17 protein-coding genes are annotated in these 24,572 nt (G+C 71.3%); 9 read left to right on the top strand and 8 right to left on the bottom strand.

Features of this window, described 5'->3' with window-relative positions:
- The first annotated feature begins 74 nt into the window (after positions 1–74).
- The 4 genes from AC1RN0_RS13765 to AC1RN0_RS13750 all read left to right on the top strand — a co-directional run bounded on the left by AC1RN0_RS13765 (position 75) and on the right by AC1RN0_RS13750 (position 11,456).
- Positions 75–8,330 (top strand): hypothetical protein, encoded by an 8,256-nt coding sequence (locus AC1RN0_RS13765; protein ID WP_492788020.1) that lies wholly within the window; start codon positions 75–77, stop codon positions 8,328–8,330.
- Positions 8,331–8,385: 55 nt separating this feature from the next.
- Positions 8,386–9,348, top strand: a complete 963-nt coding sequence (gene trhO / locus AC1RN0_RS13760; RefSeq protein ID WP_492788019.1) for an oxygen-dependent tRNA uridine(34) hydroxylase TrhO — start codon at positions 8,386–8,388, stop codon at positions 9,346–9,348.
- A 64-nt stretch (positions 9,349–9,412) separates the two neighbouring features.
- Positions 9,413–10,273 carry a phosphate/phosphite/phosphonate ABC transporter substrate-binding protein gene (locus AC1RN0_RS13755; RefSeq protein ID WP_492788018.1) on the top strand — a complete coding sequence of 287 codons (861 nt, stop codon included), beginning with the start codon at positions 9,413–9,415 and terminating at the stop codon, positions 10,271–10,273.
- The gene (locus AC1RN0_RS13750; protein ID WP_492788017.1) at positions 10,254–11,456 is read left to right on the top strand and encodes a hypothetical protein; all 1,203 of its coding nucleotides are present in this window, start codon (positions 10,254–10,256) and stop codon (positions 11,454–11,456) included. The genes AC1RN0_RS13755 and AC1RN0_RS13750 overlap by 20 nt, the downstream gene beginning before the upstream one ends.
- Before the next feature lie 9 nt (positions 11,457–11,465).
- Here AC1RN0_RS13750 and AC1RN0_RS13745 read toward each other — a convergent pair whose 3' ends face one another.
- From AC1RN0_RS13745 to epmA, 3 genes are all read right to left on the bottom strand, one after another.
- The gene (locus AC1RN0_RS13745; protein WP_492788016.1) at positions 11,466–12,665 is read right to left on the bottom strand and encodes a CaiB/BaiF CoA transferase family protein; all 1,200 of its coding nucleotides are present in this window, start codon (positions 12,663–12,665) and stop codon (positions 11,466–11,468) included.
- A 98-nt stretch (positions 12,666–12,763) separates the two neighbouring features.
- Positions 12,764–13,825 (bottom strand): lysine-2,3-aminomutase-like protein, encoded by a 1,062-nt coding sequence (locus AC1RN0_RS13740; RefSeq protein WP_492788015.1) that lies wholly within the window; start codon positions 13,823–13,825, stop codon positions 12,764–12,766.
- A complete protein-coding gene (gene epmA / locus AC1RN0_RS13735) occupies positions 13,822–14,871 on the bottom strand; it encodes an EF-P lysine aminoacylase EpmA (protein ID WP_492788014.1) in 1,050 nt (349 codons plus the stop codon). Before epmA ends, AC1RN0_RS13740 begins: the two co-directional genes overlap by 4 nt.
- A gap of 165 nt (positions 14,872–15,036) precedes the next feature.
- Here epmA and efp point away from each other — a divergent pair, with 165 nt between their 5' ends.
- The 4 genes from efp to AC1RN0_RS13715 all read left to right on the top strand — a co-directional run bounded on the left by efp (position 15,037) and on the right by AC1RN0_RS13715 (position 17,746).
- The gene (efp, locus tag AC1RN0_RS13730; RefSeq protein WP_492788013.1) at positions 15,037–15,603 is read left to right on the top strand and encodes an elongation factor P; all 567 of its coding nucleotides are present in this window, start codon (positions 15,037–15,039) and stop codon (positions 15,601–15,603) included.
- 134 nt (positions 15,604–15,737) lie between these two features.
- Positions 15,738–16,505 carry an SDR family NAD(P)-dependent oxidoreductase gene (locus AC1RN0_RS13725; protein WP_492788012.1) on the top strand — a complete coding sequence of 256 codons (768 nt, stop codon included), beginning with the start codon at positions 15,738–15,740 and terminating at the stop codon, positions 16,503–16,505.
- Positions 16,506–16,517: 12 nt separating this feature from the next.
- A complete protein-coding gene (locus AC1RN0_RS13720) occupies positions 16,518–17,096 on the top strand; it encodes an NAD(P)H-dependent oxidoreductase (RefSeq protein ID WP_492788011.1) in 579 nt (192 codons plus the stop codon).
- Between the two features lie 41 nt (positions 17,097–17,137).
- Positions 17,138–17,746: an NAD(P)H-dependent oxidoreductase gene (locus AC1RN0_RS13715; protein WP_492788010.1), complete on the top strand. Its 609-nt coding sequence runs from the start codon at positions 17,138–17,140 to the stop codon at positions 17,744–17,746.
- On the opposite strand, the gene AC1RN0_RS13710 is transcribed toward AC1RN0_RS13715, so the two are convergent.
- The 5 genes from AC1RN0_RS13710 to AC1RN0_RS13690 form a co-directional block, all read right to left on the bottom strand.
- Positions 17,743–18,579, bottom strand: a complete 837-nt coding sequence (locus AC1RN0_RS13710; protein ID WP_492788009.1) for a universal stress protein — start codon at positions 18,577–18,579, stop codon at positions 17,743–17,745. The genes AC1RN0_RS13715 and AC1RN0_RS13710 overlap by 4 nt on opposite strands.
- Before the next feature lie 74 nt (positions 18,580–18,653).
- A complete protein-coding gene (locus AC1RN0_RS13705; protein WP_492788008.1) occupies positions 18,654–19,151 on the bottom strand; it encodes a hypothetical protein in 498 nt (165 codons plus the stop codon).
- A 67-nt stretch (positions 19,152–19,218) separates the two neighbouring features.
- On the bottom strand, positions 19,219–19,719 hold the full coding sequence (locus AC1RN0_RS13700; RefSeq protein WP_492788007.1) for a hypothetical protein: 501 nt from the start codon (positions 19,717–19,719) through the stop codon (positions 19,219–19,221).
- 60 nt (positions 19,720–19,779) lie between these two features.
- A complete protein-coding gene (locus AC1RN0_RS13695) occupies positions 19,780–21,573 on the bottom strand; it encodes a flavin-containing monooxygenase (RefSeq protein ID WP_492788006.1) in 1,794 nt (597 codons plus the stop codon).
- A gap of 106 nt (positions 21,574–21,679) precedes the next feature.
- A complete protein-coding gene (locus AC1RN0_RS13690; RefSeq protein ID WP_492788005.1) occupies positions 21,680–23,290 on the bottom strand; it encodes a GMC family oxidoreductase in 1,611 nt (536 codons plus the stop codon).
- 206 nt (positions 23,291–23,496) lie between these two features.
- Between AC1RN0_RS13690 and AC1RN0_RS13685 the strand changes: the two genes are divergently transcribed.
- Positions 23,497–24,561 carry a sensor histidine kinase gene (locus tag AC1RN0_RS13685; protein ID WP_492788004.1) on the top strand — a complete coding sequence of 355 codons (1,065 nt, stop codon included), beginning with the start codon at positions 23,497–23,499 and terminating at the stop codon, positions 24,559–24,561.
- Positions 24,562–24,572 lie beyond the last annotated feature (11 nt).

The following is a 24,572-nucleotide window of genomic DNA, read 5'->3' as shown; positions in this document are numbered from 1 at the left end:
TGAAGTGGACGCCGGCGCACCGAACCGTTCAGAATGATTAACGGCCGCGCTGGCGGCCGCGGGGGCGTCAGATCATGGTCGTGAATTCGGTAACCGCGTCGTCGGGCGCTGTCCTGCGACTGTCGCGTCTGGTGGACGCACTCGACCTGCTGGCCGCGCGCTGGCGGCGCGAGGCGGCCAACGGCGAGGTCGCCCGGATCCTCCATGCCCGCCTGGGATCAGCGGCGGCCGAGCTGGCCCAGACGCGCGACGCCGTCGGTCGGTTGCTGGCGGCTCCCGCCGCGGCGCGCGAGGGCTATCCTGACGCTCTGCTGGTCCGGCTTCAAACGGTGCTCGGCGCCCTCGCCCTGCTGGCCGGTCAGGCGCCGGAGCCCGCGACGGACACCGTGGTCGACATCCGCAGCCGGGCGCGGGCCGTACGGCTCGAGACCCTGGCGCGCAAACTGTTCAAGCAGATCGGCCGGATCGTCGCGGCCGGGACCATCGGGGCCGCCGCCTTCTCGGCCCTGCCCGCCGCCGCGGCCGACTGCGTCGGCGTGTCGACCGTGGTCTGCACCGGCGACATAACGATCGGCGTCTCCAAGGGCCCGCCGGTGACCGACCTGACGGTTCAGGCCGTCACCACAGACGCGACGCCGGCGGCTGGCACACCGGGCGTCCAGCTCAACGGCGACGGCGCCCGCGGCGGAGACGGGTCCGACGAAACCCTGGCCGACGGCGGCGACGCCGACGGCGGCGAGAGCGGCGCCACGGTGACCCTGACCGTCGACACCGGAACCCACATCATCTCGACCACCGGCGCGGGCGCCTATGGCGTGTACGGCCACGCCAACGGCGGCGACGGCGGCACCGGGGGCGACTCGGGCGACGTGGACGCCAATGGCGGCGACGGCGGCATCGGCGGGGACGGCGGCAACGTCACCATCACCACCGCCGGCCATATCGTCACGACGGGCGACAACGCCCACGGGGTCTTCGGCCTGGCCGCGGCCGGCAACGGCGGCGATGGCGGCGACGCGTCCGGCATCAAGGCCGACGGCGGCGACGGCGAACGGGGCGGCATCGGCGGCGTGGTGACCATCGCCAACGGCGCGTCGATCACCACCTCCGGCGACAGCGCCCAGGGCATCTTCGGCCAGAGCCTCGGCGGGCGCGGCGGCAGCGGCGGCAACGGTTCCGGCATCGTCGGCGGCGGCGGCTCCGGCGCGACGACCAGCGACGGCGGCACGGTGACCATCACCAGCTCCGGCATCATCATCACCAGCGGCAGCAACGCGGCCGGCATCTTCGGCCAGAGCATCGGCGGCTTCGGCGGCTCGGGCGGTTCGGGCGCGGGCCTGTTCGCCTATGGCGGCGACGGCACCACGGCCGGCGGCGGCGGAACGGTCGACGTCTCCAACCAGGGCTGGATCCACACCACCGGCGAGCGCGCCTTCGGCGTCTTCGGCCAGAGCATCGGCGGCGGCGGCGGCGCGGGCGGATCGGGCGGCGGCCTCGTCGGCCTCGGCTCGACCGGCCAGGCCGGCGGCCCAGGCGGCATCGTCATCATCGGCAACGACGGCACGATCCTGACCGAGGGCGCGGGCGCCATCGGTCTCTATGGCCAGAGCGTCGGCGGCGGCGGCGGAGACGGCGGCTCGGGCTCGGGCCTCGTCGGCATCGGCGGCAGCGGCAGCGGCACCAGCAACGGCGGCGCGGCCACCGCGACCAACGCCGGCGCGATCACCACGATGGGCGAGAACGCCCAGGGCATCTTCGTCCAGAGCATCGGCGGCGGCGGCGGCAACGGGGGCGCGGGCGCCGGTCTGTTCTCGCTCGGCGGCGACGGCGGCGGCGGCGGCGAGGGCGGCGCGGTCACGGCGACCAACACCGGCTCCGTGACCACCCACGGGGCCGGCTCCTACGCCGTCTTCGCCCAGAGCGTCGGCGGCGGCGGCGGCAACGGGGGCGGCGGCGCGGGCTGGCTGGCCATCGGCGGCGACGGCGCGGGCGGCGGCGCGGGCGGCGCGGTGACGGTCAGCAACGGCGGAATCATCAGCACCTGGGGCAACGGCGCCGGCGGCGTGTTCGCCCAGAGCGTCGGCGGCGGCGGCGGCAACGGCGGCGACGCCAACAGCGGCGGCCTGTTCGTCAGCGTCGCGGTCGGCGGGTCCGGCGGCACGGGCAGCCTCGGCGGCCAGGTCACGGTGTCCAACACCGGCTCGATCACCACGCGCGGCGACCAGGCGACGGCCATCTTCGCCCAGAGCGTCGGCGGCGGCGGCGGCAACGGCGGCGTGGCCCAGGGCGCGGCCATCGGCCTGTTCGGCTCGGTCAGCGTCAATGTCGGCGGCGACGGCGGCGCGGGCGGCGCGGGCGGCGACGTCCATGTGACCACCGGCGGCGCGCTGACCACCTACGGCGAGGACTCGCGCGGGATCTTCGCCCAGAGCGTCGGCGGCGGCGGCGGCAACGGCGGCTACACGGTCGCCGCCTCGCTGGCGCTGGGCACGGGCTTCGCCGTCAGCGGCGCGGTCTCGGTCGGCGGCAACGGCGGCGACGGCGGCGACGGCGGCACGGTGGTGATCGATCACACCGGCCCGATGACCATCAACACGAGCGGCGCGCGCTCGGCGGGCGTGTTCGCCCAGAGCGTCGGCGGTGGCGGCGGCAACGGCGGCTGGAGCGGCTCGGTGGCCGTGGCCGGCGCGGGCGGCGTGGCCGGCGCGGTCGGGGTGTCGATCGGCGGCGACGGCGGCGGCGGCGGGGTCGGCGGCGCCGTCACCGTCGACACCAGCGGCGTGATTCACACGCGCGGCGTCGATTCCAGCGGACTGTTCGCCCAGAGCGTCGGCGGCGGCGGCGGTACGGGCGGCTACAGCTGGTCCGGCGCGGGCGCGGGCGGCGGCTCGGGCGCGCTGGCGGCCAATGTCGGCGTCGGCGGCTCGGGCGGCGGCGGCGGCGATTCCGGCGACGTCAGCGTCACCACGGCCGGAATGATCCTGACCGACGGCGACCGGTCATCGGGCGTGTTCGCCCAGGCGGTCGGCGGCGGCGGCGGCGCGGGCGGCTGGAGCGGTGTGCTCGCGGCGGCCGGCGGCTCGAACGCCGGCGCAGTCGGCGTCTCGGTCGGCGGCGATGGCGGAGACGGCGGCGAAGGCGGCAGGGTCACGGTCGAGTCGAGCGCCTCGGTCACGACGCTCGGCGTCGACGCCCATGGCGTGCTGGCTCAGTCGATCGGCGGCGGCGGCGGCACGGGCGGATTCTCGGTCGCGGCGGGCGCGGCGGGCGGCAAGAACGCGGCCGGCGGCGGCGTCTCGGTCGGCGGCTCCGGCGCGGGCGGCGGTTCGGGTGACGAGGTCATCGTCACCGTGCACGGCGCGATCTCCACGACCGGCGACCGGTCGGCGGGCGTCTACGCCCAGTCGGTCGGCGGCGGCGGCGGCGACGGCGGCTGGAGCGGCGCGCTCGGCGTCGGCGGCGGCAGCACGGCGGGCGGGGCCGCGGTCTCGGTCGGCGGTTCGGCCGGCCTTGGCGGCGACGGCCGGGCCGTGACCGTCACCAGCACCAACACCATCACCACCCGGGGCGTCGACGCGGCGGGCCTGCTGGCCCAGTCGATCGGCGGCGGCGGCGGCACGGGCGGCTTCTCGGTCACCGGCGCCGTGGGCGCGGGCAAGAGCGCCGGCAGCGCCTCGGTCAGCGTCGGCGGCGACGGCGGCGCGGGCGGCGCCTCGGGCGTGGTCACGGTCAGCTCGACGGCGCAGATCGCCACGCTCGGCGACCGCTCCTACGGCATCCAGGCCCAGTCCATCGGCGGCGGCGGCGGCTCCGGCGGCTTCGCCGGCGCCCTGTCGGCGGCCTTCTCATCCGGCACCTCGGCCGGCATCGGCGTGTCGGTCGGGGGCTCCGGCGGGGTCGGCGGCGACTCGGGCGACGTCATCGTCAGCAGCACGGGCGGCGCCTGGACCTCGGGCGCCGACGCCCACGCCCTGTTCGCCCAGTCGGTCGGCGGCGGCGGCGGCTCCGGCGGCGGATCGGTCAGCGGCGCGCTGACGGCCGGCAAGAACGCGGTCGGCCTGACGGCCGCGATCGGCGGCAGCGGGGGCGTCGGCGGCGACGCGGGCGATGTCTCGCTGACGGCCAACGGCCTGACGCGGACCGACGGCGACCGGTCCTACGGCGTGTTCGCCCAGAGCGTCGGCGGCGGCGGCGGCGACGGCGGGTTCTCGGGCTCACTGTCCGGCAGCCTCGGCAAGGAAGACAGTTTCTCGCTCGGCTTCACCCTCGGCGGATCGGGCGGCGCGGCCGGCCTCGGCGGCGACGTCACGGTCAGCAACCTCGGCCAGGTCGTGACCTTCGGCGCGGACTCCTACGGCGTCTTCGCCCAGAGCGTGGGCGGCGGCGGCGGCGCGGGCGGCATGGCCGTTTCGGCGGCCCTCGGGAAGTCCAAGTCGACCAACATCGCGGTCGGCCTCGGCGGGTCCGGCGGCGCTGGGGGCGCGGGCGGCGACGTCCAGGTCACCTCGAGCAACCGCATCGCCACCCACGGCGCCGGCGCGACCGGTGTGTTCGCCCAGAGCGTCGGCGGCGGCGGCGGCGCCGGGGGCGCGGCCGGGGCCCTGACCCTGTCGGGCGGGGAATCGACGAACCTGTCGGCCAACGTCGGCGGCCAGGGCGGGACCGGTTCGGTCGGTGGGGACGTCACGGTCGTCAGCAGCGGCGTGATCACCACCGAAGGCGAACTGGCCTACGGCATCTTCGCCGAAAGCGTCGGCGGCGGCGGCGGCCATGGCGGCATGGCCGGCATCGACGAAAATCAGTGGTCTGACTATCTGGCCGGCGGGGCCGGCGCGGCCAGCTTCGGCTCCAAGAGCAACAACATCAGCATCAGCCTCGGCGGCGACGGCGGGACGGCCGCGGACGCCGGCGACGTGACCGTGCGCAACAGTGGCGTGATCGTCACGACGGGCGCGCAGGCGACGGTCATATTCGCACAGAGCGTCGGCGGCGGCGGCGGTGACGCCGGCGTGGCCACCTCCGCGTCCGGCTCGTTCGGCGCGGGCGAGAACGGCAACTACGCGCTCGCCATGGGCGGCAAGGGCGGCGTCGCCGGAAACGGGGCCGGCGTTCTGGTGACCAACAGCGGCGCGCTGTGGTCGACCGGCGACGGAGCGGCGGGGATCATCGCCCAGTCAGTCGGCGGCGGCGGCGGGTCGGGCGGCGACGCGCGCGGCTTCTCGATGGCCTTCTCGGCCAAGGAAGACGATTCCAACTCCAAGGCCCAGTCGGTCAACGTCTCGATCGGCGGCAAGGGCGGCGCGGCCGGTGACGGCGGCGCGGTGGTGGTCGGCAACACGGGCCAGATCGTCACCGAGGGCGCGTTCAGCTTCGGCGTGTTCGCCCAGAGTGTCGGCGGCGGCGGCGGCTTCGGCGGCCGCATCTCGACCCAGGGCGCGGAAATCGCCACCTTCCTCGACCTCGCCAACAAGGGCGACGCCAAGGGCGGCCAGGTGGCGATCGGCGGCGACGGCGCGGGCGGCGGCGACGGCGGTTCGGTCCAGGTCACCAACGGCGGCCTGATCCAGACGGCCGGCCAGGGCGCTCACGGCGTGTTCGCCCAGAGCGTCGGCGGCGGCGGCGGCGACGGCGGCTCGGGCCTGGCGGGCGAGGTCAGCATCGGCGGGACCGGCGGCGTGGCCGGCGACGGCGGCGCGGTGACCGTCACCAACACCGGCTCGATCACCACCTACGGCGCGATCGCGCGCGGCGTCTTCGCCCAGTCGGTGGGCGGCGGCGGCGGGACCGGCGGCGCGACCGACTATGACGGCGACGCCACCTATTACTATCACCAGGGCCTGTCCGACAGCCTGACGGTGGTCAACAACGTGCTGGCCGCCAAGGATCTGGTCGAGTCGTTCAAGGAGCCCGACTGGGGCATCGGCATCGGCGGCATGGGCGGTTCGGCCGGCGACGGCGGACGCGTGACCGTCACCAACTCCGGAGCCATCCGCACCTTCGGCGACCTGTCGCACGGCATCTTCGCCCAGAGCGTCGGCGGCGGCGGCGGCACGGGCGGTGAGGGCACGATCACCACCGTCGGCCAGATCGTCTTCTCCGGGGCCGGCGGCTCGGCCGGCGACGGCGGCGATGTCACGGTCACCAACACCGGCCTGATCCAGACCGCCGGCTTCGGCGCCTACGGCATCTTCGCCCAGAGCGTCGGCGGCGGCGGCGGCGTGGCGGGCGACACCTCGCTCGGCATCGCCAGCTGGGGCGACCTCAGCGTTTTCGGTGGCGAGGATTACTCCGACTACGGATCGCTGAAGATCAATCCGCTCGACGCGGTCAACGGCCAGGGCGGCGACGTCACCGTGGTCAACACCGGCGACATCATCCTGCTCGGCGACGGCTCGGTGGGCATCTTCGCCCAGTCGATCGGCGGCGGCGGCGGCCTGTTCGGCAGCGGCATAGGCCTGTCCTTCGCCGGCTCGATGGGCGGCTCGGGCAATTCCGGGACCGTCACGATCACCCAGACCGGCAACGTCATCGTCGGCGGCAAGGACGGCGTCGGCGCCTTCTTCCAGAGCCACGCCGGCAGCGGCTTCTCCGCCAGCAACATCGTCGCGACGATCAACGGCGACGTCCACGGCGGCTCGGTCTACGGCAAGGGTCTGCTGGTCGACGGCGGCGCGACCAACGTCTTCAACCTGCTGGGCGTGGTGTCGGCGGCCTCCAACGCCGCCATCGTCACCACCTTCGGCGACGACACGATCAACAGCCGCAAGGGCGTGATCGGCAACGTCGACCTGGGCCTGGGCGTCAACGCGTTCAACAACGCCGCGACCTCGACCTTCCAGACTCTCGACTACGTCAAGCTCAACGGCGGCCTGCTGACCAACGACGGCGTCCTGACGCCCGGCGGCCTGTCGAGGGTCCAGACCACCCTAGTCCAGGGCGCGCTGAACCAGACCGTCGGCGCCACGGTCCTCACCGACCTCGACCTGCACCGGACCGGGCTCAGCGGCGAAATCGACCGGATCAACCTGACCGGCGCCGCGACCGTGAAGGGCTCGTTCGTCCTGAACATCCTCAACGCCGGCTATGTGCTGCCCGGCGATCACACGGCGACCATCATCAATGCGGGCGGGGCCATGACGGCCTCCAGCCTGACGCTGGTTGCGCCGGAGTCAGCGGTCGCCAGCTTCGCGCTGAAGACCACGGCTCACGACCTGAACCTCAACTACGTGGTCGACTTCTCGCCGGCCGGGTTCAACGCCAACCGCACCGCCGTCGGCGACTACATCAACGCCATCCAGACCGCGGGCTCGTCCGCCGGCTTCGCGCCGGTGGCCGCCCAGCTGTTCTTCGAGCCGTCCGCGGACAAGCTGGCCGGCTACTACGACAGCTTCAGCCCCGAGGCTTATGGCGACCAGGCGGCGGCGACCACCTTCGCCTCGGACCGGTTCTCCGACTCGATGATGAGCTGCCCCGCCCTGGCCGGTAAGGCCTACGGCTCGGACGACGGCTGCTTCTGGGGCCGGCTGAGCAGCCGAACCCTGACCCTCGACAGGACCGCCCAGGACCAGGCCTATCGCGAGCGGTCGAGCGGCCTGTCCCTCGGTCTGGAAGCCGCTCCCGGCGACGGCTGGCGGATTGGCGGCGCGGTGTCGGCGGAGACCGTCGATACCGGCATGGGCAGGATCGCCTCGGGCGACGGCGACCGGTTCCAGGCGGGCGTCGTGATCAAGCGGCTGGCCGGTCCCTTCACCTTCGCCCTGGCGAGCAACTACGGCGTCAGCGACATCGCCACACACCGGAAGGTGATCCTGCCGGGCGGCGTGTCGATCGCCCGGGCCGACCAGGACCTGACGTTCAGCTCGGTGACAGCCCGCGCCAGTCTGCAGCAGGGCGACAACAGCCTGTACACGCGGCCGATGATCGAGGTCAGCCGCATGACCGTCTCGACCGACGGCGTCACGGAAACCGGCGCCGGCCCGCTCAATCTGGTGATCCCCGGTCAGTCCAGCGACACGACCCGCGTCAGCTTCAAGGTCGAACTCGGCGGCGAGTTCAGCCAGGGAGACCGTGATGTCCGCCCGTACGGCCGTATCGGTGTCTCCACGCTGGTGTCGGGCGCTGTTTCGCCGTTCACGGCCGGCTTCACCGCCGCGCCGGGCGGGGTCGTTCCGTTCGCCGTCCAGAGCCGTCTGGACCGGACGACGTTCGACACCGAACTGGGCGTGACGGTGGTCGGCGAGCGCGGCAGCGCCCGGATCGGCTGGACCGGCCAGTTCGGCGACCGGCTGTCCAACCAGACCGTCTCGGTGAAGATGACCCTGGCCTTCTAGGGCCGGACGAGTTTTCGGTTGATCCCGCCGCTCCGGCCCACCATGACCGCCCGGCATGAGTGAAGCCCGCCCGCCCGTCTGTGTCGCCGCCCTCTACAGGTTCGCGGCGTTCGACGACTGCGGCCGCCTGCGGGACGGGCTGCAGGGGGTCTGCGCGGCGCACGGGATCAAGGGCACGCTGCTGCTGGCGCCGGAAGGCGTCAACGGCACGATCGCCGGGACGCCCGAGGGCATCGAGGCCGTTCTCGCGCACGTCCGCGCCCTGCCCGGCTGCGCCGACCTGTCGGTCAAGCTGTCGTGGGCCGGGGCGATGCCGTTCTACCGGATGAAGGTCCGCCTCAAGCGCGAGATCGTCACCATGGGCCAGCCGGGCATCGATCCGCTGACAGACGCGGGCTGCTATGTGGCGGCGGCCGACTGGAACGCCCTGATCAGCGATCCCGACACGATCGTGATCGATACGCGCAACGCCTATGAGGTGAAGATCGGGACGTTCGCCAACGCCATCGATCCCGGCACCGCCAGCTTCCGCGAATTCCCCGACTGGTTCCGCGCCAACCGCGAGGCGCTGCTGGCCGGGCGGACGGCGCCGAAGATCGCCATGTTCTGCACTGGCGGCATTCGCTGCGAAAAGTCGACCGCCTTCCTCAAGGCCGAGGGGCTGGACGCGGTCTATCACCTCGACGGCGGCATCCTGAAGTACCTGGAGACGGTCCCCGAGCCGGCCAGCCTGTGGCGGGGCGAGTGTTTCGTCTTCGACCAGCGCGTCGCTGTCGGCCACGGCCTTTCGCCCGGCACGCATGCTCTGTGCCACGCCTGCCGAATGCCGGTGACCGCGGAAGAGCAGGCCTCGCCTCTGTACGAGGCCGGCGTCAGCTGCCCCGCCTGCCATGACCGGCGCGACGAGACCCAGCGCGCGGGCTACGCCGAGCGCCAGCGCCAGGTCGCCCTCGCCGCCGCCCGCGGGGCGGAGCATCTCGGCGTCATCCCGCCCGCGAAGACCGACGCCGGGGCTTGATCCTCCGTGCTATAGGCGCACCGGAGGGGTCGCCGCGGCCCCATCCTCGTTCAAGGGAAGTTCGTTGACCCAACCGACGCTGATCATGGGCGCCGTCGCCTACGCCCCCAAGGTGGTCACCATCTGGGAAGGGTTCAAAGCCTGGTTCGCGCGGCAGGGCTTCGCCTTCGACTACGTTCTCTATTCGAACTACGAGGCCCAGGTGGAGGCGCAGTTCGACGGCACGCTGCACCTGGCCTGGAACTCGCCGCTCGCCTGGGTGCGGGCCGACCGGATGGCGCGCAGCCGCGGCCAGTCGGTGCAGGCCGTGGCCATGCGCAACACGGACTGCAACCTGCGCTCGGTCATCGTCGTGCGGGCCGACAGCCCGATCCGGTCCGAGGCCGACCTGCGGGGGATGACCCTCGGCGTCGGCGCCATCGACTCGCCCCAGGCGACCCTGCTGCCGCTGCATCATCTGCAGCAGGCGGGCCTCGTCGGCGGCGAGGACTTCGCGGTGCGCCGCTTCGACGTGCTGTCCGGCAAGCACGGCGACCACATCGGCGGCGAGCGGGACGCGGCGAAGGCGTTGATGGCAGGCGAGGTCGACGCCAGCTGCATGATCGACGGGAACCACCTGGCCTTCGGCCTCGACGGCACCCTGCCGGCCGGGGCGACGCGGATCATCGCCCGCACCGAGCCCTATGATCACTGCAACTTCACCACCAGCCCGGGCGCGCCGCAGGCGGCCATCGACCGGTTCGTGGACCTGCTGCTGTCGATGCAGTGGGACGATCCGCAGGTCCGGCCGCTGCTGGAGCTGGAAGGGCTGAAGAAGTGGAAGCCGGGCCGCACCGAGTTCTACCCGGCCCTGGCGGCGGCGGTCGACGAACAGGGCTTCTACGGCCCCGACGGAAGCATCCTGCATGCCGACTATCGATATTGAGGACCTCGGGCTGGACGAGGGCGGCCTGCTGCTCGTCCGCCGCGCGCTGGCCGCGCTGCCGGCGGGCGAGCGCCTGTCCGTGCGCGGCCGGGCTCCCGAGTGGGACCTGCAGCTGACGGCCTGGTGCCGCCAGCAGGGACACGACGTCGAAACCCATGCGCTGGCCGGCGGCGGGATCGAGGCGGTCGTGACGCGCGGGCCGTGGGCCGAAGGCCGCTGGCGTGACGCGCTGGACACCGGCCATTCGTGGCTGGCCGAGGGCGAGCTGCCGGCGGAGACCGCCGATCCCGCCTGGGGCCTGGCCGCGCGCGGCGCGACGGTCGAGGCGGGCGGGCCGACGATCGGCTTCGGTCTGAGCCGGCGCGACGACCTGTGGGCCGCCACGGCCGGCGAGCTCTACCGTCAGGCCGCGGCCGCGCAATGGGACCCCGAGACAGCCATCGACTGGGACGCGCCGTTCGACCTGCCCCCCGCCATCGAGGCGGCGGTGGCCCAGGTGATGACCTATCTGGTCGAGAACGAGAATGCGGCGCTGGTGGTCCCCGCCCGGCACCTCGGCCAGGTCCATCCGCAGTACCGCGAGGTGCAGCAGGTGCTGGCGCTGCAGTGCGCCGACGAGGCCCGCCACATCGAGGTGTTCACCCGCCGTCTGGGTCTGCGTGGACAGGCGCCGAGACTCTCCACCGCCGGCGGTCAGGCCTCGCTGCACACCCTGATGCTGGCGCCGGACTTCTCGTCGGCGACCTTCCTGCTCGGCGTGCTCGGCGAAGGCAGCTTCATCACCCTGCTGACCTTCCTGCAGAACCATGCGCCCGACCCCGTCACACGCCAGATCTGCCGTCTCGCCGCGCGGGACGAGGCCCGTCATGTGGCCTTCGCCATGGCGCATCTGGAGCACCGGCTGGCGGTCCAGCCCGACTACCAGACCCGCCTGCAGAACGCCGTCGAGCAACGGCACGACGAGCTGGCCGACACCGCCGGCCTGAACGAGGAGGTGTTCGACGCCCTCGTGCTGCTGGCGGCCGGCGATCTCAATCCCGCGGCGGTGGCGCGTGGCCATCTCGCCGTGCAGCAGCTGAAGCTTGATATGGCCGCCGGACGCCGGGCGCGGCTGCTGCGGCTGGGCTTCGCGCCCGCCGAGGCCCAGCGGCTCGCCGACCTGCACACGCGCAACTTCATGTAGCCGGCCGGGTCAGGCCTTGGCGGCGGCCTCCCAGGCCTCAAGCTCGGCCAGCACGTCGTCGGTGTCCTGGCCGATGCGGGGCGGGTCGCGGCGAATGCTGGCCGGCGTCTTGGAGAAGCGCAGGCCGGGCTTCATGGCGCGATAGGCGCCCTCCCCCTCCAGCGTCCGCTCCTCGAACAGGGTCTGGCTGAGCTGGGCGTCCTCGAAGATGCCCTTCGCCGTATTGGCCCGCATGACCGGGATGGAGTTCTCGGCGCCGAGCGCCATCCACTCTTCGGTCGTGTGGCTGGCCGCGGCCTCGCCCATCATGGCGTAGTATTCGGCGACCTTTTCGCGGCCGCTGGTTTTCGACGTCATGCGCTCGCTCTCGTAGGCGCCGGGCAGGCCGCCCAGCTCCATGAACTTCGCCGACTGCGCCGCGTTGGCCGGATTTACCGTCAGCCAGCCGTCCCTGGTCTTCATCGGCTTGCGGTGCGGGGTGATCGCGGTGGTGAAACCAAAGCCGCTGGTCGGCGGAATGAAGGTCTCGCCGTAAAGATGCTCGGCCATGAGGAAGCCGGTGAAGGACTCCAGCATCGGCACGGCGACATACTGGCCCTCGCCCGTCTGTTCCTTGTGCCGCAGGGCCGCCAGGGTGGCGATCGCCGCGAACAGGCCGCAGGTCTTGTCCGCCAGATAGGACGGCAGGGGCCGCAACTCGGCCTCCGGGTCCACCAGCTGTCCCAGCCCGCAGGCGCCGCTGGCCGACTGGATCAGATCGTCGAACGCCTGAAGCCCGGCGTAGGGGCCCGCGTCGTCGTAGCCCATGGCCTCGACGTAGACGATGTCGGGCTTGATGGCCTTCACCTGCTCGTACGAGAAGCCCAGCCGGGCCACGGCGGCGGGCCGCATGTTATGGATGAAGACGTCGCCCGTCGCGACCAGCCGGCGCAGGGTGTCGCGGCCCTCGTCGGTCTTCAGGTCGAGACTGACCGAGCGCTTGTTGCGGTTGAAGGCGATGTAGCCGGGGCCCATCTCCTTCGACTTCGGGGCCTTGCCGTTGCCGCGCTGGCGGTCGCCCGACGGTTCCTCGACCTTGATCACGTCCGCGCCGAGATCGCCCAGCGTCTGGGTGGCGTAGGGACCCAGGATGAACTGGGTCAGGTCGATGATCCGGACCCCGGCGAGCGGCCCCGGTCGAGCGCCCTCGGGCGTGGCTTGAACAGTCATGGTCGGACCCAATCGCGCGTGTTGGTCAAAGGCGGTTTTCGGTTCACCACTCCCGTAATCGCCTTCGCGAGGCAAGACCTTCGAACAACTGTTCGGCGTCAGGTCCGCTCCGGATCGGCCGGGTAGGGATGCAGGATACCGTCCGGATCCTCCACCCGGGAGGCGGCGCCCGGACCATTGCTGAGGTAGCCCGGGCCGATCGGCACCTTGCCGTGACCATCAGGGATATCGAGGATGTAGGTCGGCTGGCACAGGCCCGAGACCCGGCCGCGCAGGGCGCGCATCAGGGCCTGGCCCTCGGCGATCGGCAAGCGGAAGTGGCCGGTGCCCGGGGCGAGGTCGCCCTGGTGCAGGTAGTAGGGCTTGATCCGCGTCTCGACGAAAGCCCGCATCAGGTCGGCGAGGGTCGCCGCGTCATCGTTCACCCCGCGCAGCAGCACCGTCTGGCTGAGCATCGGCAGGCCGGCGTCGATGATCCTCGCGCAGGCGGCCCGGGCAGCAGGGGTCAGCTCGCGCGGATGGTTGGCGTGCAGGGCCACGTAGACGGCCCGGGTCGAACTCTTCAGCGCCGCGACCAGCGCGTCGGTGATGGTCTCGGGCGCGACCACGGGCACGCGGCTGTGGAAGCGGATGACCTTCACATGGTCGATGGCTTCAAGTCGGGCCATGACCTCGCGCAGGCGGCGGGGCGACAGCACCAAAGGATCGCCGCCGGTCAGGATCACCTCCCAGATGGCCGGGGTGGCGGCGATGTAGGCCAGGGCCGCGTCGAGCTGGGCCGGGGTCAGGGTGCCCGCCCCGTCCGGCCCGACCACCTCGCGGCGGAAGCAGAAGCGGCAGTAGACGGCGCAGGTGTGGGTCAGCTTGAGAAGCGCCCGGTCGGGATAGCGGTGGACGATCCCCTCGACCGGGCTGTGGGTCTCGTCGCCGACGGGGTCGGCCGACTCGATCGGCAGGGCGTCGAGCTCGGCCGGGTCGGGCAGGAACTGGCGAGCGATCGGGTCCGCCGGGTCGGCGGCGTCGATCAGCGCGGTCATGGCCGGGGTGACCGCCACGGCGTAGCGGGCGGCGACCGCCTCCAGCGCCGGCAGGCCGGCGGCGGGCAACAGGCCGGCGTCCGACAGGTCAACCAGCGTGCGCAGGGTGCGGCCGTCGCTCATGGCGCCACCGGAACCCAGAGCACCTGCTCGATGCGGCTGGCGCCGGCCGCCAGCATCACCAGCCGGTCGAAGCCGAGCGCCGAGCCAGAGGCGTCTGGCATCAGCGCCAGCGCCGCGAGAAAGTCCTCGTCGAGCGGATAGCGCTCTCCGTAGACGCGGGCCTTCTCGTCCATCTCGGCTTCGAAGCGGCGGCGCTGCTCGACCGGATCGGTGAGCTCGCCGAAGGCATTGGCCAGCTCGACGCCGCAGGCATAGAGCTCGAACCGTTCGGCCACGCGCGGGTCGTGGGCGGTCGGCCGCGCCAGCGCCGCCTCCGCGGTCGGGTATTCACACAGGATGACAGCCCGGCCGGCGCCGAGGTTCGGCTCGACCTTCTCGACCATCACCCGGCTGAACACATCGGCCCAGGCGTCGTCGGCGGCGACGCGAACGCCGGCGGCGCGGGCCGCCTGCGCCAGCGCATCGCGATCGGTCGCCCCGTCGGCGGCGAGGCTGGCCAGCAAGTCGATTCCGGCGAACCGCTCGAAGGCCTGCGCCACCGTGACCCGCTCCGGCGTGGCGAAGGGATCGACCTCCAGGCCGCGGAAGCGGAAGCGCGTCGTCCCGGCGGTCTCCGCCGCCAGCGCCAGGATGGCCGCGCAGTCGTCCATCAGGGTCTCGTAGGGCGCGCCGGTCCGGTACCACTCCAGCATGGTGAACTCGGGATGGTGCAGCGGGCCGCGCTCGCGGTTGCGCCAGACCCGGGCGAACTCGAAAATCCTGTCCTCCCCGGCCGCCAGCAGCTTCTTGCAGGCGAACTCCGGCGAGGTGTGCAGGTAGAACGGCCGGCGACCGCCGGCCAGGTCCAGCGCCTCGGTGGCGAAGGCATGCAGGTGCGCCTCGTTGCCGGGCGAGACCTGCAGGCAGGCGGCTTCGGTCTCGACGAAGCCCTGGTCCTCGAACGCGCGCCGCAGGGCCGCCTTGATCCGGTTGCGGATCAGCAGGAACGGCCGCCGGTCGGCGTGGACGTCCGGTCTCCACCAGGGGGTTGCAAGAGGGCTGCTCAAGGTCGGGACTTCCGGTCAGGCGACGCCCCGGCGGGACCGGAGGCGGGAAGAAGCGAGAATTGCTGGCGATTTTGGCTCGGGACGCTATGGAGCGGGGGAACCTATTCTTCCAGCACAATTGTGAGCGCCCCACCGGGCCGCCACAAAACACCAGGGACGCATCACGTGAAGGTTGCCGCCAGTTCGCTCCGCAAAGGCGCCGTCGTTGAGCTCGACGACAAGCTCTATGTCGTTCTCACCGTCGACAACATCCACCCCGGCAAGGGCACGCCGGTGACCCAGCTCAACATGCGCCGCATCTCCGACGGCGTGAAGGTCGCTGAACGCTACCGCACCACCGAGATGGTCGAACGCGCCATCGTCGACCAACGCGAGCACACCTTCCTCTACAAGGACGCTGAAGGGTTCCACTTCATGAACCCCGAAACCTACGAACAGTACGTCGGCACGGAAGATGTGATCGGCGACGCCGCCGCCTATCTGCAGGACGGCATGGCCGTCTCGCTGTCGATCTACAACCAGACGCCCATCGCCATCGAACTGCCGCGCACGGCGACGCTGGAGATCGTCGACACCGAGCCGTCGATGAAGGGCCAGACGGCGTCCTCGTCCTACAAGCCCGCGCTGCTGTCCAACGGCGTCAAGACGATGGTGCCGCCCTATATCGCCGCCGGCACGCGCATCGTCGTGCTGACCGAGGACGGCTCCTACCTCGAACGCGCCAAGGACTGAGCCTGACGGGCCTGTGACCGCGCCTTGAGCGACATCAAGGCGCGGGTCCCCATTTTCGGGGCTATGATCGCGTCAGGCGTCGAGCCCCTTCGGCGCGGTCAGAGGACGTCCGGCGCGGGCCGGGTGGCAGGCGCATGAACAGGCTCAAGGACAAGGTCGCCGTCGTCACCGGCGCTGCGCTGGGGATCGGCCGGGCATCGGCCATCCGCATGGCCGACGAAGGCGCCGCCGTGGCCGTGCTCGACATCATCGACGCGGAGGGCGAGGCGCTGGCGCTCGAGATCTGCGACCGGGGCGGGCAGGCCCGCTACTGGCGTTGCGACGTCTCCAGCGAGGCCGAGGTCGCCCGGGTGATGACCGAGATCGCCGCCCACTTCGGCCGCATCGACGCGCTGGTGAACAACGCCGGCATCTCCGGGGCCAGCAAGCCGACGCACGAGATCACCGAGGCCGAGTGGGACCTCGTCCAGGGGATCAACGTCAAGGGCGTGTTCTTCTGCACCAAGCACGCCATCCCGCATCTGAAGGCGGCCGGCGGCGGCAGCATCATCAACCTCTCGTCGATCTACGGCCTCGTCGGCGCGGCCGACGCGCCGCCGTATCACGCGTCCAAGGGCGCGGTGCGGCTGATGTCCAAGACCGACGCGATGATCTACGCGCCGGACAGGATTCGCGTGAACTCGATCCACCCCGGCTTCATCTGGACGCCGATGGTCTCGCACTTCCTCGAGGACCAGCCGGATGTCGAGGAAGCCCGGCAGGGCGTCGCGTCGCTGCATCCGCTCGGCCACATGGGCGAGCCCGACGACATCGCCTGGGGGGTGGTCTATCTGGCCTCCGACGAGTCGAAGTTCGTCACCGGCTCCGAACTGGTGATCGACGGCGGCTACACCGCCCACTGACGGAGTGATCGCATGACCCGCATCCTCGTCATCAACGGCCATCCCGATCCCGCGCAGACACACCTGTGCGCGGCGCTGGCCGACGCCTACGCCAGGGGCGCGACGGCGGCGGGGCATGAGGTCGGCCGCCTGGACATCGGCGCGCTCGACTTTCCCCTGGTCCGGTCGCTGGAGGACTACAAGAGCTCGGTGATCGCGCCGGACATCCAGCGGGCGCAGGACCTCATCAAGCACGCCCAGCATCTGGTGTTCGTCTTCCCGATCTGGTTCGGCTCGCCGCCGGCGCTGCTCAAGGGCTTCTTCGAACAGCTGCTGCGCACCGGCTACTCGCTGAGTTCGCCGCAGGCGGCGATGTCGAGCATCCTGACCGGCAAGTCGGCGCGGCTGATCGTGCCCATGGGCATGCCGACGCCACTGTTCCGCTTCGTGCTGGGCGGCCACGGCCTGGCGGGCCTGGAGAAGGGCCTGTTCCTGGTCACCGGTGTCGGCCCCGTGCGGCGGACCCTGCTGGGCGGATCGGTCGACGCCGATCCGGCGCGCCGGGCGAGCTGGCTGCAGACGGCGGAAGCCCTCGGACGGCGCGGCGCCTGACCCGGCTTCGCGCGCCTCATTCGACATCCCGGAGACTGGTCATGAAACACGCCGTCATCCTCGCCCACCCCAAGGCCGGCAGCTTCAACGCCGCGATCGCCGAGGCCTGCCTGAAGACGCTCACAGGTCTGGGCCACGAGGCGATCCTGCGCGACCTCTACGCGATGGATTTCGATCCCCGGCTCCAGGCCGATGAGATCCCGGCCACGACGCCCTTCGCGCCCCGGCCGGACGTGGCCGCCGAGCGGGCGCTGCTCGCCGACGTCGACAGCTTCCTTTTCGTCTATCCGTTCTGGTTCAACGCGCCGCCGGCCATCCTCAAGGGCTATGTCGACCGGGTGATGAGCATGGGCTTCGGCTATGCGCCGGGCGCGGGCGGCTCCAGCCCGCTGCTGACCGGCAAGAGCCTTCTGTCGATCACGACCTCCGGCGCGCCGGACCACTGGGTGCGGTCGACCGGCGCGCTCGACGGCCTGGTCAAGGCGTTCGACGCGCATCTGGCGGGGGTATTCGGCCTGACCGTGAAGGGACACAGCCATTTCGGCGGCATCCACACCCTGCTGGCCGATCCGGCGGCCGACGCCATCCTCAAGGACGTGGCCGCCCTGCTGCGGAAGACCTTTCCCAAGGGCGCCAGCCGCAAGGGCTAGTGTGACAGGAACAGCGGAACCGGCGGGGCGGTCAGCAGGTCGTGGCTGACGCCGCCGAGCACGAATTCCGACAGGCGCGCGCGGCCGTAGAGGCCCATGACCAGCAGATCGGCGCCGAGGGCCACGACCTGACGGCAGATGATGTCGGCGGCCGAGGCGTCGGCGCTCCGGTCGACGATGATGTTGGGCTTGCAGCCATGGCGTTCGAGGTGGCGCTGCAGCAGGCCTTCGGGCCCGCCCTCGCCTTCATGGGCCACGACCAGCACATGGACCTCCTTCGCCTCGGCCAGCAGCGGCCAGGCGTCGTGAAGCGCGCGGGCCGATTCCCGCGTGCCCTTCCAGGCGACGAGGATGCGTTCGCCGGCGCCCCTCGCGGGACCGGCGTCCGGAATGACCATGACCGGGCCGCCGGCGGCCAGGCCGATGTCGGCCGCTGACGTCCGCGCGATGCCGAAGCTCGTGCGGGCCACAGGCGGCAGCACGGTCAGATCGAAGCGCCGGGCGCAGCTGGTCAGGGCGATGGCGTCATCCCCGGCCAGCTCGAGCCAGCGGGATTCGACCCCGGCGTCGGCCGCGGCGGCCTCGAACAGTTCGCGGGCCGCTTCGGCGGCCTCGGCCACGCCCTTGGCATGGTCCTGCAGCAGCCGGTCGATCGTCTCCGGCGGCATGTAGTTGAAGGCGTCGGCGCCCTGGTAGGTGCGGAAAAAGTCCGATTTCAGGAAGGCGCCCGTCAGCTGCGCCTGGACCTGTCCGGCCAGGGCGGCCGCGGCCGTGGCGCGCGTCCGTGAAGCCGCCGTTTCATCGATCTGAACAAGAATGTCGCGATAGGCCATGATCGTGCTCTCCACTTTGAGCCACCGTCGGCCATTCCCCGAAGGCGTGCTTTGATCGCCATCAATCTCCGGCTTCATGGGCCCGGTTCCGCGGTGGCGGGCGGCGGACAGTCGGCGGCCCTGGCGAGCCCCTTGAGATAGCCGCGCCGGACCATGCCGGCGAGCACCGCCCGCGCCTTGTCGCGATCCAGACGCTCGGCGCCGGAAATGCGGCGGATCACGCCGCGGAACGGCAGATCGAACAGGCTTTGCAGGGCCGCGATCGCCGTATCCTCGGCAAACCCGGGCCCCTTGTCGCGCAACTGGTCGATATCAGGACCGAGCACGCCGTCCAGAGCCTCGATCTCCGCCACAAGGGCCTTGCAGTCGCGCGGGCGCTCCACGCCGTAGGGGGCGGCCGCCGAGGCCGCGAGTTCGGGCGGGATGGGAGTCTGGACCAGACTGAGGTCGCGCAGCGGACGGGTCACCGCATCCCCGCCCCGGCCCGTCGCGCGATCGGTCTCCGCCGTCGTGGCGCAGGCCGACAGGCCGAGCATGAGGATCACAGTCGTCAGAATGCGGGCGTTGGCCATGGTCACAGACTGGCCCCCTCTCGCCCGCCCGCATTGATGTCCATCAACCCGGGCGCGAAGTCGCCGGTCAGTTCACCGCGCCGCCCGCGGCTTCCAGCGCCGGATCGGCGATCCAGGACGGCCAGAGATCGAGCGGCCAGGCCGCCTCGACATGCAGCCGGTGCATGACCGACAGGGTCTGGCGCAGCGCCTGCAGGCTCAGGGTCACCGAGCGGGACTGGCCGCCGTCGAAGTCAAAGGTCAGGGTCATCTGGCCGCCCGGCGGACTGATGTGCACCGCGTGCACCAGGCCCGAGACGGCGTCCGGCGGCACCCGCACGCCCGGCACCTTGCCGAACTCGGCCATGGCCGCGGCCTGCTCCCAGGACTGGGCCGTGTCGCGCGCCTCCGGCGGCAGGTGCAGGGTGGCGACCTTGTGCAGCATCGGCACCAGCGCCGTGACCAGCGCCCGGCAAAGCTTCTGGGTCAGCCACAGCCGCGTCCCGGCGCCCTCGGCATCCTCGATATCGAACGCCAGCCGGTCCTCGACCGGAACATACAGCAGGGAGACTTTGCGAATTTCGGCCATCGGCCGGCAACCTGCCGAGGACGGGACCGGGCCGCAAGCCCCGTCCCGCCCTCTGGCCGGTCAGGCCGTCAGCGCCAGCCCCTCGAGTTCGCCCGCCGCGCGCCAGTCCTCCATCAGCTTGATGAAGGCGATCGAGCCCTTGCCATAGGGGCCGTTGCGCGCCGCCAGGGCCGAGGGCTTGCCCTCGTTGTTGTAGTAGCCCGGCGTGCATTCCTCCTGGAACTTCTGCCGCATCAGGGCCGAGTCGATGATCGTCTGGACCCAGGCGTCCTCGGCCGGCTTGGTCGCCTCGATGACCTTCGCCTGGCGCTGCATGGCTTCGGCGATGATGTACGACGCGTGCTGCGCCTGGGCGTTCAGCATGTGTGGGTAGTTCACCGAGAAGCCCGACTGGCTGTTGCTGAAGATGAACAGGTTGGGGAAGCCGTGCACGTGCATGCCGTGCAGGGTCGAGACGCCGTCCTTCCACTTGTCGGTCAGGGTCAGGCCGCCGCGCCCCGTCACCTCGTAGCCCGCGCGGCGGGCGTAGCTGGTGCCGACCTCGAAGCCGGTCGCGTAGACCAGGCAGTCGACCTCGTAGGCCTTGCCGTCGACCACGACCGCGTTTTCGGTGATCCGCTCCACGCCGCGTCCGCCGGTGTCGACCAGATGCACGTTCGGCCGGTTGAAGGTCGGCAGGTAGTCGTCGTGGAAGCAGGGCCGCTTGCAGAACTGGTTGTACCAGGGCTTGAGCAGCTCGGCGGTGGCCGGGTCCTTGACCAGCTCGTCGACGCGGCTGCGGATCTGCTCCATCTTCTTGAAGTCGGCCAGCTGCATCAGTTCCTGCAGCTCCATCGGCGCCTCGCCGGCCTCGCGGCTGCGACGGCCGATGAGCAGGATGTTGCGGATAATGTCGGTCCAGCCGTCGCCGACCAGGTCTTCCTTCTCGAACCCGCCCGAGACGAGGTTGTTGAAGTTGTCCATCCGGCGCTGCTGCCAGCCGGGCTCCAGCGACGCGGCCCACGCAGGGTCCGTCGGCCGGTTGTCGCGCACGTCGATCGACGAGGGCGTGCGCTGGAAGACGTACAGTTCCTTCGCCGAGGCGCCGAGGTGCGGCACGCACTGCACCGCCGTCGCCCCGGTGCCGATGACGCCGACGCGCTTGTCCTTGAGGCCGGTCAGGTTTCCGAACGAGTCGCCGCCCGTGTAGTCGTAGTCCCAGCGGCTGGTGTGGAAGCTGTGCCCCTTGAAGGTCTCCACGCCCGGGATGCCCGGCAGTTTGGGCCGGTGCAGCGGGCCGTTGGCCATGATGACGAACTTCGCCTTCATGGCGTCGCCGCGGTTGGTGCGGATGATCCAGCGCGAAGACGCCTCATCCCAGCTCATGTCTGTGATTTCGGTCTGGAAGCAGACGTCGCGGTAGAGGTCGAAGTGCTCGCCGATGCGCCGGCAGTGGGCGAGGATTTCGGGCGCGCGCGTGTACTTCTCGACCGGCAGGTAGCCGAGCTCCTCGAGCAGCGGCAGGTAGATGTAGGACTCCACGTCGCAGGCCGCGCCGGGATACCGGTTCCAGTACCAGGTGCCGCCGAAGTCGCCGCCCTTCTCGATCATGCGGATGTCCTGGACGCCGGCCTCGCGCAGCCGCGCGCCGGCCAGCAGGCCGCCGAAGCCCCCGCCGATGACCACCACCTCGATCTCGTCGGTCAGCGGCTCGCGCGTGAAGCCCGGCTCCACATAGGGGTCTTCGAGATAGTGGGCGAAGTCGCCCTTGATCTCCTGGTACTGCTCGTTGGCGTCGTCGCGCAGCCGCTTGTCCCGCTCGTGGCGGTACTTTTCCCGCAGCGCCTGCGGATCAAATCCGAGATCATCGGCCATGGTCGTTCGTCCTGCCCTGGGCCCGCTTCATACCGGCGGTTCGAAAACAGTCTCTCTCGACGGACGCCGGGTAAATCAAGAGGCGCGCCCAGGGAAAATCACCCGGCTAGCGGGCGTCCTCGAGAATCATCCGCGCGGCCTTCTCGGCGATCATCATGGTCGGGGAATTGGTGTTGCCCGAGACGATGCGCGGCATGACCGAGGCGTCGGCGACGCGCAGGCCCCCGACCCCGAGCACCCGAAGCCGGGCGTCGACGACCGCGTCCGGGTCGGATTCGGGACCCATCCGCGCCGTGCCGACTGGATGAAAGATGGTCGTGCCCAGCTCGCGCGCGGCGGCCAGCAGGCCGGCGTCGTCGTCGACCGCCGCCGCCGGCTTCATCTCCGCCGGGCGATAGCGGGCCAGCGGCGGGCGGCCGACGATGCGGCGGACCAGCCGCATGGCCTCGATCGCCACCTGCCCGTCCTCGGCGGTATCGAGATAGTTGGGCTGGATCAGCGGCTTCGCCTCCGGATCGGGGCCGCCCGCGTGGATCGAGCCCCGGCTGCTCGGGCGCAGGTTGCAGACGCTGATGGTGATGGCCGGAAACGGATGCAGCGGGTCGCCGAACTTCTCGAGCGACAGCGGCTGGACGTGGAACTGCAGGTTGGCCGTGGCCTGGTCAGGCGATGACCTCGCGAAGGCGCCCATCTGCGAGGGGGCCATCGACATCGGCCCGCGCCGCGCGACGGCATACTCCAGCGCCATCAGCGGCCGGCGCCACAGCGAGGCGTAGAGGGCGTTCATCGTCGGCACGCCGCTGACCTTGTAGACCGGCCGGATCTGCAGATGGTCCTGCAGGTTCTCCCCGACTCCGGGCAGGTGCCGGACGGACTCGACCCCGAGGGCGCGCAGCCGCTCGCCGTCGCCGAGGCCGGATCGCTCCAGCAGCACCGGCGTGGCCACCGCCCCGGCCGACAGCACGACCTCGCCCCCGGCCCCGACCCGCGCCTCGACCGTCCGGCCGTCGCGGGTCCAGACGACGCCGACGGCGCGGCCGTTCTCGATCAGCACCCGGTCAACCCGCGCGCCGGTCTCCAGCTTCAGATTGGGCCGTTTCAGCGCCGGCTTGAGAAAGCCGCGCGCCGCGCTCCAGCGCACGCCGGCGCGCTGATTGACCTGGAAATAGCCGCTGCCGGCGTTGTCGCCACCGTTGAAGTCGCCGACCGGCGCGACGCCCTCGAGGGCCGCGGCCTCGGCGAAGGCGTCGAGCACGGTCCAGCGCATGCGCGGGTGCTCGACCCGCCACTCCCCGCCCGACCGATGGTGCTCGGAAGGCGGCGCGATGTGATCCTCCTGGGCAAGGAACAGCGGCAGGACGTCGTCCCAGCCCCAGCCGGTCAGGCCCAGCCCGCGCCAGCCGTCATAGTCCGCGGCCTGGCCCCGCATGTAGATCATCGCGTTGATCGCCGAGGAGCCGCCGATCACCTTTCCCCGCGGATACCTCAGGCTGCGGCCGTTCAGGCCGGGGATCGGCTGGGTCTCGAACATCCAGTCGGCGCGCGGATTGCCGATCGAGAACAGGTAGCCGACCGGAATGTGGAACCAGATCCAGTCGTCCTGGCCGCCGGCCTCGAGCACCAGCACGCGTTTTCGGGGGTCCGCCGACAGGCGATTGGCCAGCACGCAACCGGCCGAACCCGCGCCGACGATGATGTAATCGAAAGTATCGGGCATCAGTCTTCAGATCATGCGCGCGCGGGCGCCGGTTGCAACCACAGGAAAGATGGGGGGAAATGCAGGGTCCCGTGCTAGGTTTCAGTCTTCTGCTGTTCAAGGGTCGCTTACAAGCGGCCTGACTTCATAGGTCACGAGCTCCGCAGCGTGATTCTCCCGGTACGGCTTTCGCTTCGCGAGTCTCGGGCCCAAGAACTGTCATCGTCATGACGACCGAGCCCGCCCAACCCGTCTTCGCGCCGCTCAGCCTCGCCATGGCCGTGGTTGAGAGTTCAAACGCGCCCCTGCTCCTGCTGGACGGGGACCTGACGGTTCTGGGCGCCAGCGCTTCCTTCTGCCGGGTCTTCGACATCGCCGCCGAGCTGGCGACCGGCCAACCGATCGGGTCGCTGGGTCATGGCGAGTGGAACAGCGCGCGGCTGGCGTCGCTGTTGAAGGCCACCGCCTCCGGGTTCGCCAGCATCGACGCCTATGAAATGGATCTCAATCGCCCGGACCAGCCGTCGCGGCGGCTGGTGCTCAACGCCCAGAAGCTCGACTACGCGGACGCCGACGGCGCCGCCGTGCGCCTGCTGCTGGCCGTTTCCGACGTCACCGACGCGCGGATCGCCGAAAAGCTGAAGGACGATCTGCTGCGCGAAAAGGCCATCCTGCTGCAGGAGGTCCAGCACCGCGTCGCCAACAGCCTGCAGATCATCGCCAGCGTGCTGCTGCAGAACGCGCGCAAGGTGCAGTCCGAGGAAACCCGTACGCATCTGCGCGACGCCCATCAACGCGTGATGTCCGTCGCCGCCGTGCAGCAGCACCTGGCCACGTCGCGCCTGGGCGACGTCGAACTGCGACCCTACTTCACCCAGCTCTGCCAGAGCCTCGGCGCCTCGATGATCCGCGACCATAGCCAGCTGTCGATCCGGGTCACCGCGGACCAGAGCGCTGTCAGCGCGGACGTCTCCGTCAGCCTCGGTCTGATCGTGACCGAGCTGGTCATCAATTCTCTCAAGCACGCCTTCCCGGGCGGGCGGAACGGCGTGATCGTCGTCAACTACGAGACGACGGGAGCCGACTGGACCCTGTCGATCACCGACGACGGCGTCGGCATGCCCAAAAACCCAGCCGACGCCAAGCCCGGCCTGGGCACGGGCATCGTCGAGGCGCTCGTCAAGCAACTCGACGCGACCCTTGAAGTCACGGACGCCGCCCCCGGCGCCCGCGTCGCCATTTCCCACGTGGATTCGGCTCCCGACCGCGAACCCGCGCCGCCGGCCGTCTGACGGGCGCGTCG

Source organism: Caulobacter sp. GW821-FHT12F03, assembly GCF_058806855.1.
Note: the sequence above shows the minus strand (reverse complement) of the source record. Positions and strands in the feature narration are given on the sequence as shown.